General features: G+C 61.5%; 18 protein-coding genes and 1 tRNA gene. 15 read left to right on the top strand and 4 right to left on the bottom strand.

Annotation, left to right across the window (positions count from 1 at the left end; genetic code table 11):
• From ihfA to HBO09_RS24180, 8 genes are all read left to right on the top strand, one after another.
• Entirely contained in the window at positions 1-303 is a 303-nt protein-coding gene (gene ihfA / locus HBO09_RS24210) for an integration host factor subunit alpha (protein WP_002553164.1), read from the top strand.
• Positions 284-640, top strand: a complete 357-nt coding sequence (locus tag HBO09_RS24205; protein WP_003174972.1) for a MerR family transcriptional regulator — start codon at positions 284-286, stop codon at positions 638-640. Before ihfA ends, HBO09_RS24205 begins: the two co-directional genes overlap by 20 nt.
• Positions 641-730: 90 nt before the next feature.
• A tRNA-Pro gene (locus HBO09_RS24200) sits at positions 731-807 on the top strand.
• A 95-nt stretch (positions 808-902) separates the two neighbouring features.
• A complete protein-coding gene (locus HBO09_RS29070; RefSeq protein ID WP_262381326.1) occupies positions 903-1,103 on the top strand; it encodes a hypothetical protein in 201 nt (66 codons plus the stop codon).
• A gap of 70 nt (positions 1,104-1,173) precedes the next feature.
• Positions 1,174-1,500, top strand: coding sequence for a DUF2388 domain-containing protein (locus HBO09_RS24195; RefSeq protein WP_169998065.1), 327 nt, complete (start codon positions 1,174-1,176; stop codon positions 1,498-1,500).
• A 25-nt stretch (positions 1,501-1,525) separates the two neighbouring features.
• Positions 1,526-1,771, top strand: coding sequence for a hypothetical protein (locus HBO09_RS24190; protein WP_169998067.1), 246 nt, complete (start codon positions 1,526-1,528; stop codon positions 1,769-1,771).
• A 93-nt stretch (positions 1,772-1,864) separates the two neighbouring features.
• The gene (locus HBO09_RS24185) at positions 1,865-2,026 is read left to right on the top strand and encodes a hypothetical protein (protein ID WP_167362655.1); all 162 of its coding nucleotides are present in this window, start codon (positions 1,865-1,867) and stop codon (positions 2,024-2,026) included.
• 5 nt (positions 2,027-2,031) lie between these two features.
• Entirely contained in the window at positions 2,032-2,349 is a 318-nt protein-coding gene (locus HBO09_RS24180; protein WP_169998188.1) for a hypothetical protein, read from the top strand.
• Between the two features lie 199 nt (positions 2,350-2,548).
• Here HBO09_RS24180 and HBO09_RS24175 read toward each other — a convergent pair whose 3' ends face one another.
• Positions 2,549-3,622, bottom strand: a complete 1,074-nt coding sequence (locus HBO09_RS24175; protein WP_262381325.1) for a major royal jelly family protein — start codon at positions 3,620-3,622, stop codon at positions 2,549-2,551.
• Between the two features lie 302 nt (positions 3,623-3,924).
• On the opposite strand from HBO09_RS24175, the gene HBO09_RS24170 reads away from it, so the two are divergent.
• The 4 genes from HBO09_RS24170 to HBO09_RS24155 all read left to right on the top strand — a co-directional run bounded on the left by HBO09_RS24170 (position 3,925) and on the right by HBO09_RS24155 (position 9,180).
• Positions 3,925-4,623, top strand: coding sequence for a response regulator transcription factor (locus HBO09_RS24170; protein WP_169998071.1), 699 nt, complete (start codon positions 3,925-3,927; stop codon positions 4,621-4,623).
• Positions 4,623-5,963 (top strand): sensor histidine kinase, encoded by a 1,341-nt coding sequence (locus tag HBO09_RS24165; RefSeq protein WP_169998073.1) that lies wholly within the window; start codon positions 4,623-4,625, stop codon positions 5,961-5,963. Before HBO09_RS24170 ends, HBO09_RS24165 begins: the two co-directional genes overlap by 1 nt.
• 98 nt (positions 5,964-6,061) lie before the next feature.
• Positions 6,062-8,293, top strand: a complete 2,232-nt coding sequence (locus HBO09_RS24160) for a TonB-dependent siderophore receptor (RefSeq protein ID WP_169998075.1) — start codon at positions 6,062-6,064, stop codon at positions 8,291-8,293.
• Positions 8,293-9,180 (top strand): alpha/beta hydrolase-fold protein, encoded by an 888-nt coding sequence (locus HBO09_RS24155; RefSeq protein WP_169998077.1) that lies wholly within the window; start codon positions 8,293-8,295, stop codon positions 9,178-9,180. Before HBO09_RS24160 ends, HBO09_RS24155 begins: the two co-directional genes overlap by 1 nt.
• Here the strand turns inward: HBO09_RS24155 and HBO09_RS24150 are convergent.
• Positions 9,164-10,411: a DUF1835 domain-containing protein gene (locus HBO09_RS24150; protein ID WP_169998079.1), complete on the bottom strand. Its 1,248-nt coding sequence runs from the start codon at positions 10,409-10,411 to the stop codon at positions 9,164-9,166. The two genes, HBO09_RS24155 and HBO09_RS24150, sit on opposite strands and share 17 nt — an antisense overlap.
• Positions 10,412-10,655: 244 nt before the next feature.
• Here HBO09_RS24150 and HBO09_RS24145 point away from each other — a divergent pair, with 244 nt between their 5' ends.
• A complete protein-coding gene (locus tag HBO09_RS24145; protein ID WP_169998081.1) occupies positions 10,656-11,057 on the top strand; it encodes a Rid family hydrolase in 402 nt (133 codons plus the stop codon).
• On the opposite strand, the gene HBO09_RS24140 is transcribed toward HBO09_RS24145, so the two are convergent.
• Positions 11,058-12,545: an aldehyde dehydrogenase family protein gene (locus HBO09_RS24140; protein ID WP_169998083.1), complete on the bottom strand. Its 1,488-nt coding sequence runs from the start codon at positions 12,543-12,545 to the stop codon at positions 11,058-11,060.
• Positions 12,546-12,927: 382 nt separating this feature from the next.
• Positions 12,928-14,256: a hypothetical protein gene (locus tag HBO09_RS24135; RefSeq protein WP_169998085.1), complete on the bottom strand. Its 1,329-nt coding sequence runs from the start codon at positions 14,254-14,256 to the stop codon at positions 12,928-12,930.
• Positions 14,257-14,473: 217 nt separating this feature from the next.
• Between HBO09_RS24135 and HBO09_RS24130 the strand changes: the two genes are divergently transcribed.
• The gene (locus HBO09_RS24130; protein ID WP_169877448.1) at positions 14,474-15,973 is read left to right on the top strand and encodes an APC family permease; all 1,500 of its coding nucleotides are present in this window, start codon (positions 14,474-14,476) and stop codon (positions 15,971-15,973) included.
• Positions 15,918-16,538, top strand: coding sequence for a DUF3156 family protein (locus HBO09_RS24125; protein ID WP_169998087.1), 621 nt, complete (start codon positions 15,918-15,920; stop codon positions 16,536-16,538). The genes HBO09_RS24130 and HBO09_RS24125 overlap by 56 nt, the downstream gene beginning before the upstream one ends.
• Positions 16,539-16,572 lie beyond the last annotated feature (34 nt).

Here is a 16,572-nt window from a genome sequence, read left to right as displayed (position 1 = left end):
ATGGGGGCTTTGACGAAAGCTGAGATGGCGGAACGTCTGTACGAAGAGTTGGGTCTGAACAAGCGCGAGGCCAAGGAATTGGTCGAGCTGTTTTTTGAAGAAATCAGGCACGCTCTGGAAGACAACGAACAGGTCAAATTGTCCGGTTTCGGCAATTTTGACCTGCGGGACAAACGCCAGCGGCCTGGCCGCAATCCAAAAACGGGAGAAGAAATCCCGATCACGGCTCGCCGTGTGGTCACCTTTCGTCCAGGGCAGAAGTTGAAGGCCCGAGTTGAGGCTTATGCTGGAACCAAGTCATAACGACGAGCTACCCGTCATCCCAGGCAAACGCTACTTCACCATCGGTGAAGTCAGCGAGCTATGTGCGGTAAAACCGCACGTGCTGCGCTATTGGGAGCAGGAGTTTCCTCAACTCAACCCCGTCAAACGCACTGGGAACCGTCGGTATTATCAGCGCCAGGATGTGCTGATGATCCGACAGATCCGTGCGTTGCTGTACGACCAGGGGTTCACCATCAGCGGCGCGCGTCAGCGTATGTCCGGTGATGAAGCCAAAGACGACACCACCCAATACAAGCAACTGATCCGCCAGATGATCTCCGAACTGGAAGATGTGCTGGTTGTTTTGAAGAAGTGAAACAAGCCTTTAAAATACTTCCACATTTCAAATGCTTGCGGTATATTCCTGATCGCTTCGTTACGAAGCGAACCCAGTTTCACGCCTAGTCGGGGCGTAGCGCAGTCCGGTAGCGCACTAGCATGGGGTGCTAGGGGTCGAGTGTTCGAATCACTCCGTCCCGACCATATTTTCTGAGTAAAATCAGACACTTAAGCCGATCAGCTAGATCGGCTTTTTTGTGCCTGCGCAAAACCCGCGCCATAACCACAGGCATGGACACATGACCCAATGGCGAACACAAGGATTCTACATCCTGCTGGGGCTTCTCTTAGTGTTTACCTGCTACACCGGTGCGATCTTGTCAGGGGATGGCCCATCCAAGCGCAAGCGGGTCTGCGGTCCTGGCTTCGTCATGCTCTGTGTTTTCGTAGCGGTACTCGAGCTGATAGCGCTAAACCATTTTTATAACAGGCACGTATAAGGAGTGGGGTAGAACGACCACCCAGCTCTGTTATCGTGGCACCCATCTGAACACAAGGAAGCAATCACTGATGGATTTGTGCAAACCCCTGGCAATCGCCTTCCTGGCGTCGATTGGCAATCTGGCTTCGGCCGCCGAGAACAATAACCCGTTCCAGGGGGCGCTCATGCTCACCTCGGTAGCGCCTTTCGTAATCACCTCGGGAGCCACCGCAGGAACGTCCTACATTCCAGAGCTTTTCAAATCATCCAAAAGTGATGCGTTGGCGTTTATTGGTTCCGATGGCGAGATCCGTGGTGCGCAGTTCGAGCAGGCGTGCAGGTATTACCGCTCGACCTACAAGCCTGCGCTGATGTCTGACGCGCAACTGGCCCTGGCAATCGCAGCCGCAGGCTGACGGGGTTATTTAATCCCCCATTCACATGCTGCACTTCCCCGGTCATGAAGCTCGCGCCGTTGCTTCGCAGGAGTGCGATCACCGAGGCGATTGCCATGGGCACAGCGGCGAGTTACTGGGCGCGCATAGGGTTGGTGAGTCAGTCACCGAGATGATCCAGGGCTACACCATCGCTCGGGGTCTGGAGACTACAGATGCCGAACTGACTGACAGCATCCCGCCGCCCCCGATCCTGTCTGAAACCCCGCATGAGGCGGTGCTGGCGACCTAAAGATGCTGGTTGTCCAGTGCGGTTGACGGCACGTATGATCAGGCTCGCGCCCTTTTGGGCCGTGCCGACTCACACCCGTTGAAGGACATGAGCATGGAAAAGCACTTCGGTAATTCAGGCCTGTTCAAGGCTGCTTCGTATCACTGCAACAACTCCCTGGTGAGCGGCATCGCGCGCTGGGAGCTGAAAAACATTGCGCTGAATACGAAGGAGTTTTTGATATGTCCAAAGAACTACTCGGAGTTTTTGCTCTAGGGTTGATGGTGATCGGTGAGTTTTGTGCGATCTACAGCGAGGTAGTCACCGCTCGGCTGGCCCATGCTGGCGATGGTTCATGGCAGGCATTCGTCATGCCGGTGCTGCTGATGTGCTTTGCCGGGTTCTGCCTGCTAGGGGCCTATTGGCTGGGGTATGTGGTGGTCGGTGATATCTGGGTCGTCACCGTGGTCTCCGTCACCTCCTTGCTACTGCTGGAGCCTGTGGTGGTCTGGGCCCTGTTCCATGAAGCCCCTGGGCGCGGCGCATTGATTGGCTTTTGCCTGGGCGCGCTGGGGATGCTGGCTACGGTATTGCTGTAGTTGCACTTTCCTGGCCCTGCATGCAGATGCTGGGCCGGGCGTGTGGATAGGGGCCCCCAGCTTTCAGCTAAATCCCAGACAAAGAAAAGCCCGCGATGGGGAGTGCGGGCTTAAAGGTTTTCACTAGGAGCTGGGACCACCCTAGGCGCCCGACTGTGAAAGGGATGTGAAAGCGCTAAGCAATTTGCATGGGCGCTGATCAGCGATGTATCGATAAGCGATAAACCCCCACCGGCCACTGCACCAGGGATTGGCCCTTGTTGAACAGCGCGACCCGGTCCATTTGTGGTGTGGGTAGCCACAGTGTTCCGTCCGGGTCCAGGAACGGGGCGTCAACCCAATGCAGGCGCTTGTCTTCGATCAGGGTTTCGATTTGTCCGTCCGTGCGGCGCACACGAATGGCATCGTGTGCCAGGTCGGAAAAGTACAGGTTGCCCTGTGCATCCATGACCGACCCACCGGTTGCCGGGATATCGGCAAAAAATTCCACCCGGGCCGCCAGTTGCTGCGGGGTCAGGGCCAGGTTTGCCAGGTCTTGGATCCGTACCTTGGACCACGGGCCTTGCAGCGGGCCGTAATACAGCCAGACGCCGTCAACGCTGACTTCCAGCGGGTCGGCGTTGACGCGCAGGGGTTCGCCGTCAGGGGCTTTGACCACCTGGTTGCTGAGGATCAAGTCCCGGTCAGGCCGGGCGACGACTGAGGCGTGCTGGTTCAGTACACGGCGGGCAGCGCCGGTTTGCAGATCCACAACAATAATCCCGGCATTTCCTGCATCGGTGAGGAAGGCCATGCCGGCGCTGAAGCGCACGTCATCCACGTAGCTGCCGGCGGTGGCGATATCCGCTCCGAAGAAGTAGGTCCGAACCACCTGATTGGTAAGCAGATCGATACACACCAGCTTCGCGCCCTGGTGGACGGGGTTGCCACCGAACTCGGGCGAGCCGGTATCTACCACCCATAGTTTGTTGCCTTCCAGGCGCAAGGCATTGATGTTCACAAAGGCGTTGGCAGCATCCAACCCAGGCGTCCAGTTGTTCCAGGCACTGTTTGGGTAGGCGCTGCGCTGGCCATTCTGATCAACTGCCGTTAATTGCGGCCCCTGGGTCCCGGTCCAGCGTGGCCCCGAGAGAAATGTGCGGCCGCTGTAGTGCGCTACGGCATTCCAGATCTGCCCGGAGCTTTGCACGGCGACGTCCAGTTCGGGCTGTTTGACGGTGCTGCACCCGGCAAGCAGTGCCAGCATGGCTGCGCCCAGCAGCAAGCGGGTCATGAGCGTGCACCCCCTGCGCGGGCACAGGTATCCCATAACTCTGTGAGGCGTTTATGGAGGGTTTGCATGAACTGGCTGACGGTGGCTTTGAACATGATGATTCTCCTGCATCCGGTGAAGTGACCTAACGAGGAGATAGCTTGATTGCTGGTGTTTAACTGAAAAAGCCCAGGTTCGATGCATTCAGTTTCTTCAAAATATTGATAATCAGCCCTCGCGCAGCACAACACGCGCTGTTCGTTGCGCAATGTTTCTACGAGTGAGAAACTGGCCTAATTGTGAACAGTTATCATCCACTACCTATGCCATCTTCTTCCGCGCGCATCCTGGTCATCGAGGATGACGTTGAGCTGTGCACCCATCTTTGTACCCATCTGAGCCGACGTGGTTTCACCTTGAGCAGCGCTCATCGTGGTGACCAAGGCTTGAACATGGCGCTGGACCCAGCGGTCGAGCTGATCCTGCTGGATATCATGCTGCCCAACGAAAACGGCCTGAAGGTGCTGTCGCGCTTGCGCAGCGAGCGGGGCACGCCGGTGATTCTGATGTCGGCCCTGGGCGCGGAGCAGGATCGCATTAGCGGATTCAGCCAGGGCGCGGACGACTATCTGCCCAAGCCTTTCAGCCTCGCCGAACTGGATGTACGGATCGACGCGCTACTGCGGCGGGTGGCCCTTGATCGCGGCACTCGGGTCTTCAGGCCAGCACTGCTGGATCTGGATGTAAGCGCTCGGGATGTGATGTTCAACGGATGCCCGGCAGGTCTGACGAATTCGGAATTCCGCTTGCTGTCCACGCTGCATGAGCATGCCGGCGAACCCCTGTCCAAAGCGTTCCTGTATCAGCATGTACTGCATCGCGCCTATACACGGCTCGATCGAGGCCTGGATGTGCATGTGTGCAATGTGCGGCGCAAGCTGGCGGCGATCAACCTGCAGGGCGTGCGCATCGAGGCGGTGCGGCATCAGGGGTATGTGTTGCTGTGTGAAGGCTTGAGCTGATGCGGCGCCGGCACCCACTGTTATGGAAAATGGCGCTGCTGCAAGTGTGTTTCTGCCTGCTGCTGGTCTGGCTGGTGTGGGGCTGGGGCTTGCAGGTCGAGCGCAGCACTTATTTTCTTGAGCAGCCCGACCGCGACGTCCTGACTGCCTACGCCGCCCAGGCCGAAGAGATAGCCGCCACCGGCGACGCCCAGGCTGTGGAGCAATGGCGCCAGGCCCTGCAACAGCGTGAGCAGACTTGGGTGGGTGTGCTCGACCCATTCCTGCAAAGCCTCGGCACACAGCCGCTGACGGCGGCCGAGGTCAGCCATTTGACCTTTATGCGCAAGCCCAGTTGGCCCATGAGCAAGCGCCTGGAGGATGAACTGCCCTATGTCAGCATTGCCTTCGCGCAACATCCGGAGCGTGGCCGCTTGGTCATGCAACTGCCCGAGCGCCTGCTGCCCCCGGGGCTCACGCCATGGACGCACCTGTTTACCCACGGGGTGGTGCCGGTCGTGTTGGCCTTGGGCCTGGGCCTGTTGCTGTATCGCCACCTGGTGTTGCCGTTGAACGAATTGCGTGAGCGCGCCAACGCCCTGCGTGCCGGTGATTTGGCGCCGCTGGCCAGCAGTGCCGTGACCCGTCGCGGTGATGAGCTGGGTGAGTTGGCGCGTGCCTACGAGCATATGGCCGAGCGCCTGCGCCAGAGCCTGCAGCAGCAGCGCCAGCTGTTGCGCACCTTGTCCCATGAAATCCGCACGCCTTTGGCCCGCTTGAAAATCGCCAGTGAAAGCGGCTTGGCGCGCCAGCAGTTGGAGCAACGGCTGGCGCGGGAAGTCGAGGAGATGCGGCGCCTGGTGGATGACTCCCTCAACCTGGCCTGGCTGGATACCGAAAAGCCGCGCCTGGAGGCCGAGGATGTGCGGGTGGCCTCGGTGTGGGAAGCGCTGGTGCAGGATGCGCATTTCGAGACCGACTGGCCATTGCAGGCGCTGGTGTGCGAGGTGGACGGTGCGTGCGAAGTCAGGGTTCACCTCAACAGCTTCGCCCAGGCCCTGGAAAATATCCTGCGCAATGCGATCCGCCATTCACCCCCAGGCGGTGTGATTCGTTTGAGCGGCGTACGTGAAGGCGATACGTGGCTGCTGACCGTCGAAGACCAGGGCCCCGGCGTTGCCGCAACCGACCTGGAACGGATTTTTGAACCCTACCTGCGCCTGGACGGTGCGCCTGGTACCGGCTTTGGCCTGGGCTTGAGCATTGCCCGGCGGGCTATCGAACTGCAGGGCGGCCAGTTGTGGGCCAGCCACGGCACGCAAGGTTTGCGCATGCACCTGCGGGTGGCGGCAAATGTTTAGAAAGTTAATGTTCTTTACTCGCAATTGCATCTAATTATCATCTGCGGTCATTGCTGGCCTACCGCTATCGGTGGGCTTGACGTTCCGGAGAGCCTTTCATGCACCGCCTGCCGCCCCTGTCCCTGCTAGCCCTGAGTATTTGCAGCCTGCTGCCCGCCAGCAGCTTTGCCGCCGAGCCCGAGCCCCCCGCGCGTCTTGAACTGCAAACCCAGACCGTACTGGGCACGGCCCAGGAAGAGATCAAGCAGGCGCCCGGTGTGTCGATCATCACCGCCGAAGACATCAAGAAGCGCCCACCGGCCAATGACCTGTCGGACATCATCCGCACCATGCCCGGCGTCAACCTCACGGGCAATTCCAGCAGCGGCCAGCGAGGCAACAACCGGCAGATCGATATCCGTGGCATGGGCCCGGAAAACACCCTGATCCTGGTCGATGGCAAGCCGGTGGGCAGCCGCAACTCCGTGCGCTATGGCTGGCGCGGCGAGCGTGACAGCCGTGGCGACAGCAACTGGGTGCCGGCCGACCAGGTCGAGCGCATCGAGGTCATCCGTGGCCCGGCTGCCGCCCGTTACGGCAATGGCGCCGCCGGTGGCGTGGTGAACATCATCACCCAGCAGCCCGGCACCGAGACCCACGGCTCAGCGACGATCTATCACAACTTCGCCCAGCACAGCGCCGAAGGCGAGACCCAGCGCATGAACTTCGGCCTGAACGGCCCGCTGACCGACACCCTCAGCTACCGGGTATACGGCAACGTGGCGAAAACCAATGCCGACGACGCCGACATCAACAGCGGCCATGAATCCAAACGTACCGCTAACCAGATCGGCACCTTGCCGGCGGGGCGCGAAGGGGTGCGCAACAAGGACGTCAACGGCCTGTTGAGCTGGCAGATAACGCCTGAGCAAACCCTGGACCTGGAAGCCGGCTTCAGCCGCCAGGGCAACATCTACACCGGTGACACCCAGAACACCAACAGCAACGCCAATGTGAAAAAACTGCTCGGCCACGAGACCAACGTGATGTACCGCCAGACCTACGCCGTGACCCATCGCGGCGACTGGGACCTGGGCACCAGCCTGGCCTACCTGCAATACGAAAAGACCCGCAACAGCCGGATCAGTGAGGGCTTGGCGGGCGGCACCGAAGGGATCTTCTCCAGCAGCAACTTCAATACCAGCGTCTTGCGCGACCTGACCGCCCACGGCGAACTCAGCCTGCCCTTGCATGCCGGGGTGGACCAGGTACTGACCGTGGGCACCGAGTGGGTCGAGCAGCAACTGGATGACCCCAGCTCCAACGTGCAAACCACCACCGCCGGCGGCAGCGTGCCGGGGCTGGCCGGGACCAACCGTAGCAGTTCGTCCTCGGCGCGGATTTTCTCGGTGTTCGTCGAAGACAACATCGAACTGCGCCCCGGCACGCGCCTGACCCCCGGCCTGCGCCTGGACCACCACGACATCGTGGGCGATAACTGGAGCCCATCGCTGAACCTGTCCCAGGTGCTCACCGACACCCTGACCCTGAAAGCCGGGATCGCCCGTTCCTACAAGGCGCCCAACCTCTACCAGCTCAACCCCAACTACTTGCTGTACAGCAACGGCCAGGGTTGCTACGGGCAGACCACCAGTTGCTACCTGCAAGGCAATGCCGAGTTGGACGCCGAAACCAGCGTCAACAAGGAACTGGGGATCGAGTACCGCAATGACGGGGTCGTGGCGGGCCTGACGTACTTTCGTAACGACTACAAAAACAAAATCGAGTCGGGCCTGACCCCGGTCGGCAACGCCAGCGGTGGCACCGGCACCACGGCCAACGCGAGCATCTTCCAGTGGGAAAACGTGCCCAAGGCCCTGGTCGAAGGGCTGGAAGGCACCCTGGCGCTGCCGTTGACCGAGCAGTTGAACTGGACCAACAACTTCACCTACATGCTGCAATCGAAAAACAAGCAGACCGGCGATGTGCTGTCTGTCGCGCCCAAGTACACCTTGAACTCGATGCTCGACTGGCAGGCCAGCGATGACCTGTCCCTGCAAATGAGCGTGGCCTGGTACGGCAAGCAGACCCCGAAAAAATACGACTACCACGGCGAGCGCGTGACGGGTTCGGGCAACAACCAACTGTCGCCCTATGCCATTGCCGGCGTCAGCGGCACATACGCGTTGAGCAAGAACCTGAGCCTGACGGCCGGTGTCGATAACCTGTTCGACAAACGCCTGTGGCGCGAAGGCAATGCCCAGGGAGTGGCCAATATCGAAGGGGCGGGCGCCGCGACCTATAACCAGTCCGGCCGCACTTTGTACACCAGCCTGACGGCGTCCTTTTGATGGGGCGCTGGATCAGCCTGGCGCTGCTGCTGACCGCCCAGCTCGCGGTTGCCCGGCCCGCGCCGGATCAGTTGATGGATGCGCCGGTGTTGCGCCAAGCCAGTGCCTATAGGTTCAGCAGCCTGGAGCTGGATTCGGTCGATGGCGCCCGCCATTACCGGATCTGGCTGGGGCAGCCGCCGACGGTGAGTGACGCCACCCCGGTGGCGTATTTGCTCGATGGCAACGCCGCGATGGCTGCGCTGGATAGCCAGAGCCTGGATCAACTGGCGCACAGTGTGGCGCCACCGGTGCTGATCGCCGTGGGCTATGCCACGCCGCTGCGCATTGAACGTGCTGCACGCACCTTCGACTACACGCCGAAAGTCGGCAGCGCCGCCGAACAACGGGACCCGCTGACTACGGTGCCCAGTGGCGGTGCGGATGTGTTTCTTGATCTGCTGATCGGGACCGTTCGCCCGCTGATCAATCAGCGCCTGGGCATCACCCCGCAGCGGCAATTGCTGTGGGGCCACTCCTACGGTGGATTGCTGGTGCTGCATGCCTTGTTGACGCGCCCACAAACCTTCGACGACTACGCGGCCGCGAGTCCTTCGTTATGGTGGCACCCGGGGCTGATGACGGCAGAGGCCCACGGCCTGGCGCAACGCTTGCAGGGCAGCCAGCCCCGCCTGTTGCTGATGCGTGGCGACCTTGAACCGGCCAGCCCGAGCGCCGTGTCGCCGGCCAAAGAGGCCAGTGACACGGCGTTCAAGGCGTTGCTGGGCACGCTCCATCAAGTGGATGGGCTACACGTGCACCACCTGACCTTTACCGGATTGGGGCATGGGCCGATGTTGCCAGCATCCTTGCGTTATACCCTGCAGGTGCTCAGCCAGGGGCGTTAGCCCGCCAGGCGGGCATGCCCTTGTCATCAATCGTCCAGTGCGGTTGGCCGGGCGCGATCTGCACGCCACCGACCCAACGCGGGTGGCTTGCGTGATCGGGCCAGTACGCGCGGCCATTCAGCACCCTGACGCCCAGCGGCGTCAGGGCCAATATACGTTCAGGCCATGGCCGGTCGGCGTCGGACTCCGTCAGCAAAGGATCGGCGCCGTCGATCAGCGGCCGCATCAGGGCGTGGAACATCATGTCGCCGAGAAAGGGCAGGGGGTCTCGCTTGGCCATCAGCTCGGCGAACACCCGGGCAAACGCCGTGGGGCCGACTTCGGCCAGATACTCCAGGGCCAGGCGCTCGGTCAGCGACAAGCCATCCTGCGCGCCGGGCAGCTCCTGCAACTGCCGACGCAGTGCCGGCGCCAGTAAGGGCAAGGCGGGGTGGGGGGCGCGGGCCAGTTGCGCGAGGGCCACGGGCGAGCTGTCGCAATAGGCCGCCCACGCCTGCTGCGCCAACTGGCGCATTGGCTCGTCGACCGGCCGACGTTGAGGCCAGAGCCAAGCCAATACCTGCGGCGCCAATTGGCCGATACCGATAAAGCGTTGTACGCCGGGTATGTGGTCGACTTCGATCAGCTCCAGCCTGGTGGGTGTATGGTCAAGACCTGCCAGGGCACGGATCAAAAACAACTGGTCATAGCCATCCGCCTCGCACCACAACACGCAGTGATCGGCGCTGCCCAGTTCCTTGAGATGGGTGTATTCATCGTCCAGGCGGCGAGCGGCATCTGCCATGTCCAGGGTAAACGCCTGGCTGATGAAGCGCGCCCGCGTCGCCCGGTAGGCTTCGTCGGGCAAGGCTTGGACCGGGCCCATGCACAACGGATCGCTGAGCATCCGAAAGCGCCCCTTGAACCCGGCCACGCCAAGGCTGTGGGCAATATCATTGCCGCAGCGCCAATGGGTGGTGCGCGCTTCATCACTGGCCTCGAACCCTGGGTGGCTGGCGGCGAAATCCACCGCATCCACATGGGCCTTGAGCTTGGGCCAACTGCTGAAACCCAACTGTCGGGCAATCAGCCATTGAGCATCGGAAAGGGTCGGCGGCGCTTTGGCGACCAGCGCCAGTTCAGCAGGCGCGGTACCTTGTTTCATGTGTTGCAAAAGCTCCTTGGCGCGCTTGCGCTGCTGCTCAAGGTTGATATGGCCGTCAGTGGACGCTGAAGCGGGGCGTTGCGACATACGATCTCCTTGCACAAACCTTGTCCGCTTTAAGGTTGGGAGTCGTAGTGATGTGATAGGCAGTCATGTCCTGGGCGCAGCCCTTTCCGCGAATGGTGGCGTAGATGGCGCCTGGCGCGAATATAGGCAGGGGAGAGGTTGATTGCAAGGCGTTCTGTTTCCAGATGTTGAAATATGCAACTTCTCCAAGAGCCGGAAAAATTGTTGAGGTAGCCTTGTTTCCTACAGACAACAAGGAGTCGTCATGCAACGAAAAGTCCTCAATCCCCCGACAGTCTTCAACTCCCTGCAATACGGCTTCAGCCAGGCCATGGAAGTGCGCGATGGCCGGCGCATTCTACTGTCCGGCCAGGTTGGCGTGGACGCTGACGAACGCACCGTCGGCCCGGGCATCGCCGAGCAGACCGCCACCGCCCTGGACAATATCGAAAAGGTCCTGGCGGTGGCCGGGGGTGATCTGTCCCATGTGATCATGCTGCGCCTATACATCGTCGAGTCCGCTCGCGATCAGCAGGAGTCTATCGCCGCCGCGTTGCGCGAGCGTTTCCCGAGCAACCCGCCGCCGTCGTCGTGGATCATCGTCAGCGGGCTGTCGCTGCCCGAATGGTTGATCGAGATCGAGGCGGAGGCGCTGATCCCAGAGTGATCAATAACGCATCATCACCGACTTGAGTTCGGTGTAGTCCTCGATAAACGCACTGCCAAACTCCCGGCCAATCCCCGAGGATTTGTTGCCACCGAATGGCACGGCCGGGTCGAGCAGGGTGTGCATGTTGACCCACACCGTGCCGGCGTTGATGGCCGGGACCATGCGCAGGGCCTTGCCCAGGTCGTTGGTCCACAGGCTGGCGCTCAGACCGCCGGCGGTGTGGTTCATCAGTGCCAGCAACTCGTCCTCGTCGTCGTAGGGCAGGAAGGTGGCGATGGGGCCGAAGGTTTCTTCGGTGAGCAGCGTGTCGTGGATGCTGTTGGCGAGGATCACCGTGGGCTCGACGTAGCAACCGGGGCGATCCATCGGTTGGCCGCCGTAGATAATCGTGTTGTTTTCGGCGCGGGCGGTGGCGAAAAAACCTTCCAGTTTTATTTGGTGTTGGCGATGGGCGACCGGGCCGAACTCGGTGCGTTCATCCAGCGGCGAGCCGATGTTAAGTGCGCTCAAACGCTGGGCCAGGGCTTCCATGACCGGGTTGATCTGCGAACGATGGACGAAGAACCGCTCGGCCGCCGCACAGATCTGCCCCGAGTGCAGGAACCCGGCTTCGAGGATGCCGTTGACGGCGGTTTCCAGCTGCACATCGCGCAGGAACGCCGCCGCGTTTTTGCCGCCCAGTTCCAGGGTCGCCCGCGTCAGGCCGGCGCCCATGGCCGCGCGGCCGACCGCAATGCCGGTGGGCACCGAACCGGTGAACGATACCTTGTCAGTGCCTGGGTGTTCGATCAGCCCCTTGCCCACTTGGCCGCCGCCGGTCAGCACGTTCAGCACGCCCGCAGGCAGGCCGGCTTCCACTGCCAGTTCGGCAATGCGCAGTAGAGTCAGCGGCGTGAATTCGCTGGGCTTGATGATGATGCTGCAACCGGTCACCAGGGCCGAGGCGAGTTTCCAGATGGCGATCATGGTTGAGAAGTTCCACGGCACGATACCGACCACCACACCCATCGGCTCGCGCAGGGTGAAGGCGGTGTAGCGCTCGCCGGCAAACGAGGGCAGCGATGGGGTGAGGGTCTGGCCGCTGATCTTGGTTGCCCAGCCCGCGTAATAACGCAGGAAATGCGCGGCCTGGTCCACTTCAAAAGCGCGGGAAATCTGGATGATCTTGCCCGACTGACAGGTCTCGATCTGCGCCAGTTCCTCGCGGTTGCGTTCCAGCAGGTCGGCGAGTTTGAGCAGTACGTTGCCACGTATCGCCGGAGCGGTTTGGGACCACTGTTTGAAGCCGTGCCGGGCAGACGTCACGGCCACTTCAATATCACTGGCTTGCGCGTCGGCGACCGTGGCGATGACCTGGCCGGTGGCTGGGTTGATCACCTCCAGGGTCTGGCTGGACTGGCTGGGGACGTAACCACCGTCGATAAACAGGCCGTGGTCTCGACGCAAAAAGGCTTCGACGGTGGGCAGCAGCGCGATATCGCTCATGGGGGTGTTCCTGATCAAAAAGGAAAACCCGAGGCTAACCAACGCCGGCGGCTACAGCTTGACTGTGCGTGCCGGGGCGTATGTCTGTGGCTGCCATCTGCCGGGGGGTAGGGTTGTTGTGTTGAGCAGGCTTTCTTGTAGCAGAGCAGGCTTTCTTGTAGGAGAGCACTTCCTTGTGGCGAGCGGGCTTGCCCCACGGTAGGCTGCGAAGCAGCCCCCCATAAACCCGCTGCGGTTCTTCAGACAAACTGCGGCGGCAGGTTTTGGGGCTGCTTCGCAGCCCAGCGCGGGGCAAGCCCGCTCGCCACAGGTAAGCTCCATCACAGGAAGCTCCATTACCGGCAAGCTCCATCACAGGCAAGTCACACCACACAACCAAACCTCAGAACGGCACCGCCACCACCAACTGGCTATACACGTTGGTGCCGTTACCGCCGACCTGGTTGCCGCCGGTGTTCTGGTCTTTGTCCGGTTGGTACAGGCCAATCAACGGCGTGATGATCAGGTGCTCGTTCACCGCCCATTCGGCATACAGGTCCAGCTCGCGGCCATCGAGGTCGAGCATGTTGCGTTTGCTCACGGTCTGGTAGTCGAAGAACAGCGCGCCGAGGGTCAGGTTGTCCAGCGGCTTGACCTTGAGTGCCACATGCTGCACCGCAGTATTGGTGTTGTAGGGCCCGGAGTAGTTGCCCGCCACTTCCCCCTGGACCCAGGTGCCAAAGCCCCGGTTGAAACCGGCAAACAGCGCATCCCAGTTTTTCGAGTAGCGCGCATAGCGGTAGGTCACGTCCGGTGACCACGGCAGGTCGGCGAAGGTATAGCCGGCTTCGGCGTACCAGGCTTTTTCCGGGCCGGGGTGCTTGTCCTGCCAGGCGTATTCAAACGAGAAGTGCGCGTTGTCGATCCCGGCATTCCCGCTGCCGCGCAGGCTGTAGAGGTTCATGCCCTTGCGCTGCTTTTGCACGTCACTGGCATAGCGTTCGTCCACATCAATGCCATGCAGGTACGTCAGGCCCAGGGTGCCCGGCGCGGCGCTGTACTCCAGGGTGGCGATGGCCATTTCGGTCAGGGCCTGGGCGCGGTTGTCGGACTCGATCCACATCAGGCTGCCATGCAGGCCGTCCTTGCCGCCCAGGCGCACCACCGCCGCCTTGTCGAAGGCATGCCGGGCGGCGATGTAATAGGCGCCGCCACGGTCGAACTCGCCGTCGCCCACACCATTGCCCAGATTCGGGCCATCGTCGTTGATGATAAAACCGTCGCCCACGGTGATGATCTGACGCCCGTAAGACAGGTCTAGGCCATCCTTGCCCAACGCCGGCAACAGGTCCCCCGAGCGCCAGCCGGCAAAGGCTTCGTCGAACTTGGTGGTGCGCTCGCTGCCGTCGGTCACGCGCGAAGCATCGCCATCGCCCCAGGTGCCGGAACTCACCAGGTTAGCGGTGCCATACACGCTGCCCACGCCACCCAGGGTCTGGTCGACGCTCAAGCCATACTTGATAAAGCCTTCGCGCCAGGTCGAGCCACCCGTGCTGCCTTCGTAGTTCTTGCGGCTGTTGAACATGCCGTACACCGCCAGGAAGTTGCCGGTGACGGTGGTGTCGTCGTCGGCATACAGTTCAATCGCCTGGGCCGCAGGTTGGCCGATCAACAGCGCCAGACCCAGGCCGACAGCCGGGCGCAGGTGGCGGGTTTTGAGTGTGTGCTCCATTGTTATAGTCCCCAGCAAGATTAAGTTGAGGACGCATTAGGACGAGCGTCGGCGGCGCAAGTCTTTCACCTGCGTGCCAGGCAATTGATCCTGGCCGCCAGGCCGCAAGCCCTGGCAGGGAGCAACAAAACCGGCGGCAGCCAGGGGCAAGACGATCAGGTTGGGCGGGGCGCACAGTGCAAACACTTCTAAAAAATCCCTTTCGAGGATCTGCACCATGTCGATCAATGACAGACTTACCGCGCACCTGAACCGGGGCACGGTGGGTTTTCCCACCGCGTTGGCCAGCACCATTGGCCTGATCATGGCCAGCCCGGTGATTCTCACCGCGACCATGGGCTTTGGCATCGGCGGCAGCGCGTTTGCGCTGGCCATGCTGATCGCCGTGGTGATGATGCTGGCCCAGGCGACGACCTTCGCCGAGGCCGCCTCGATCCTGCCCACCACCGGCTCGGTGTACGACTACATCAATTGCGGCATGGGCCGTTTTTTTGCGATCACCGGCACCTTGTCGGCCTATTTGATCGTGCATGTGTTTGCCGGCACCGCCGAAACCATCCTCGCCGGGGTCATGGCCCTGGTGAACTTTGAACATCTCAATACCCTGGCCGAATCTGCCGGCGGCTCCTGGCTGCTGGGCGTCGGTTTTGTACTGGTATTCGGCGTGCTCAATGTGTTTGGTGTCAGCGCCTTTGGTCGCGCCGAAATCATCCTGACCTTCGGTATGTGGACCACCTTGATGGTGTTTGGCGTGCTGGGCTTGATCGCCGCACCAGCGGTGCAACTGGACGGCTGGTTTGGCGAGTCCCTGGTGGGCAGTGACCTGGTCACTGTGTTGTCCCTGGTGGGCATGGCGATGTTCATGTTTGTCGGCTGCGAATTCGTCACCCCGCTGGCGCCGGACTTGCGCCAGTCGGCCAAGGTCATGCCGCGGGCGATGATGCTCGGCCTGATGGGCGTGGCGACGTGCATGTTTATCTATGGCGCGGCCATGAAGCGCCAGGTCGAAAACGTGGTGCTGGACGCCGCCAGCGGCGTGCATTTGCTGGACACGCCCATGGCGATCCCACGCTTTGCCGAACAGGTCATGGGGCAGATCGGGCCGCTGTGGCTGGGCATCGGTTTTCTGTTTGCCGGTGCCGCCACCATCAATACCTTGATGGCCGGTGTGCCACGGATTCTCTACGGCATGGCGGTGGATGGCGCGCTGCCCAAGGTGTTCACTTACCTGCACCCGCGCTTCAAGACCCCGGTGCTGTGCATCCTGGTGGCGATGCTGATTCCCTGCCTGCACGCGCTATACCTGGGCGGCAACACCGACAACATCATGCACCTGGTACTGGCGGCGGTGTGTGCGTGGAGTTTTGCCTACCTGCTGGTCACGGTGTCGGTGGTGATCCTGCGCATTCGTCGTCCCGACTTGCCACGGGCCTATCGCTCGCCGTGGTTCCCACTGCCGCAGTTGCTGTCCAGCGCCGGGATCCTGCTGGGCATGTGGTTTATCACGCCTCCGGGAATGAACCCGGCGGATATCTACGTCCCGTTCGGCGTGATGCTGGGCGGTACGGCGGTGTATGCGCTGTTCTGGACCCTGGTGGTGCAGAAGGTCAATCCATTCAAACCTGCGTCGGTGGAAGACGTGCTGGCCAAGGAGTTTGCCAATGAACCGGGTCACGCTCACAGCGGCTATGTCAGTGCTGCGGCAAAAGCTGTCTGAACTGTTCAGCGCACAACGGGCGCCAGCGGGCTATCAGCCGGGGCGTACCCTTGGGCAACTGCGACGCAACCTGGGGCTGGCGCGTTTCGAGCAGGTCTCGCCGACCTTGGCGCGGGCTGCCCTGGACGACGACAGCCTGCACCTGGAAATCCGCGAGCGCACCGAATCGCAGTTGTTGATGCACCTGGTCATGACGCAATTCTGCCTGCGCCTGCCTGCCTCGACAGAGGGCGCGGCGTGCTTTGTATTGCACCACGGCGGGGCCGTTCGACGGACCGGGATCCGTTGTCGGCAACGTATGGGCGAACCTGCTTTGCTGGGGCAACTGCAGGTGCGCCTGCAACAGGACAGCGCCTTGCTCCAGGCATTGATGCCCCTGGATTTCAAACGCTTGCACATCGAGCTGCGCGACCAGCAATGGCATGTGTGCCTGGAGCATATGGGCGGCAGCGAGGTGGTCAACCGCATGCCGGCCTTTCGGCGCTACATCGCCTTGAGTCGGGAACAGCGGGACGCGTTGCTGGCTGCGCTGGCGGGCTTGCAGCGCGTGTTGCGCACGCTCTGATTGGCATCATTAGTGCAAACACAATGGCGGACAG

Source organism: Pseudomonas sp. WS 5027 (assembly GCF_012985695.1).
GTDB classification, from domain to species: Bacteria; Pseudomonadota; Gammaproteobacteria; order Pseudomonadales; family Pseudomonadaceae; genus Aquipseudomonas; species Aquipseudomonas hygromyciniae.
This window is presented reverse-complemented; position numbering and strand designations above follow the sequence as displayed.

Coding starts and splice junctions, on each gene's coding strand:
- ihfA (WP_002553164.1), top strand. CDS start 1: ATGGGGGCTTTGACGAAAGCTGAGATGGCGGAACGTCTGTACGAAGAG.
- HBO09_RS24205 (WP_003174972.1), top strand. CDS start 284: ATGCTGGAACCAAGTCATAACGACGAGCTACCCGTCATCCCAGGCAAA.
- HBO09_RS29070 (WP_262381326.1), top strand. CDS start 903: ATGACCCAATGGCGAACACAAGGATTCTACATCCTGCTGGGGCTTCTC.
- HBO09_RS24195 (WP_169998065.1), top strand. CDS start 1,174: ATGGATTTGTGCAAACCCCTGGCAATCGCCTTCCTGGCGTCGATTGGC.
- HBO09_RS24190 (WP_169998067.1), top strand. CDS start 1,526: ATGCTGCACTTCCCCGGTCATGAAGCTCGCGCCGTTGCTTCGCAGGAG.
- HBO09_RS24185 (WP_167362655.1), top strand. CDS start 1,865: ATGGAAAAGCACTTCGGTAATTCAGGCCTGTTCAAGGCTGCTTCGTAT.
- HBO09_RS24180 (WP_169998188.1), top strand. CDS start 2,032: ATGGTGATCGGTGAGTTTTGTGCGATCTACAGCGAGGTAGTCACCGCT.
- HBO09_RS24175 (WP_262381325.1), bottom strand. CDS start 3,622: ATGACCCGCTTGCTGCTGGGCGCAGCCATGCTGGCACTGCTTGCCGGG.
- HBO09_RS24170 (WP_169998071.1), top strand. CDS start 3,925: ATGCCATCTTCTTCCGCGCGCATCCTGGTCATCGAGGATGACGTTGAG.
- HBO09_RS24165 (WP_169998073.1), top strand. CDS start 4,623: ATGCGGCGCCGGCACCCACTGTTATGGAAAATGGCGCTGCTGCAAGTG.
- HBO09_RS24160 (WP_169998075.1), top strand. CDS start 6,062: ATGCACCGCCTGCCGCCCCTGTCCCTGCTAGCCCTGAGTATTTGCAGC.
- HBO09_RS24155 (WP_169998077.1), top strand. CDS start 8,293: ATGGGGCGCTGGATCAGCCTGGCGCTGCTGCTGACCGCCCAGCTCGCG.
- HBO09_RS24150 (WP_169998079.1), bottom strand. CDS start 10,411: ATGTCGCAACGCCCCGCTTCAGCGTCCACTGACGGCCATATCAACCTT.
- HBO09_RS24145 (WP_169998081.1), top strand. CDS start 10,656: ATGCAACGAAAAGTCCTCAATCCCCCGACAGTCTTCAACTCCCTGCAA.
- HBO09_RS24140 (WP_169998083.1), bottom strand. CDS start 12,545: ATGAGCGATATCGCGCTGCTGCCCACCGTCGAAGCCTTTTTGCGTCGA.
- HBO09_RS24135 (WP_169998085.1), bottom strand. CDS start 14,256: ATGGAGCACACACTCAAAACCCGCCACCTGCGCCCGGCTGTCGGCCTG.
- HBO09_RS24130 (WP_169877448.1), top strand. CDS start 14,474: ATGTCGATCAATGACAGACTTACCGCGCACCTGAACCGGGGCACGGTG.
- HBO09_RS24125 (WP_169998087.1), top strand. CDS start 15,918: ATGAACCGGGTCACGCTCACAGCGGCTATGTCAGTGCTGCGGCAAAAG.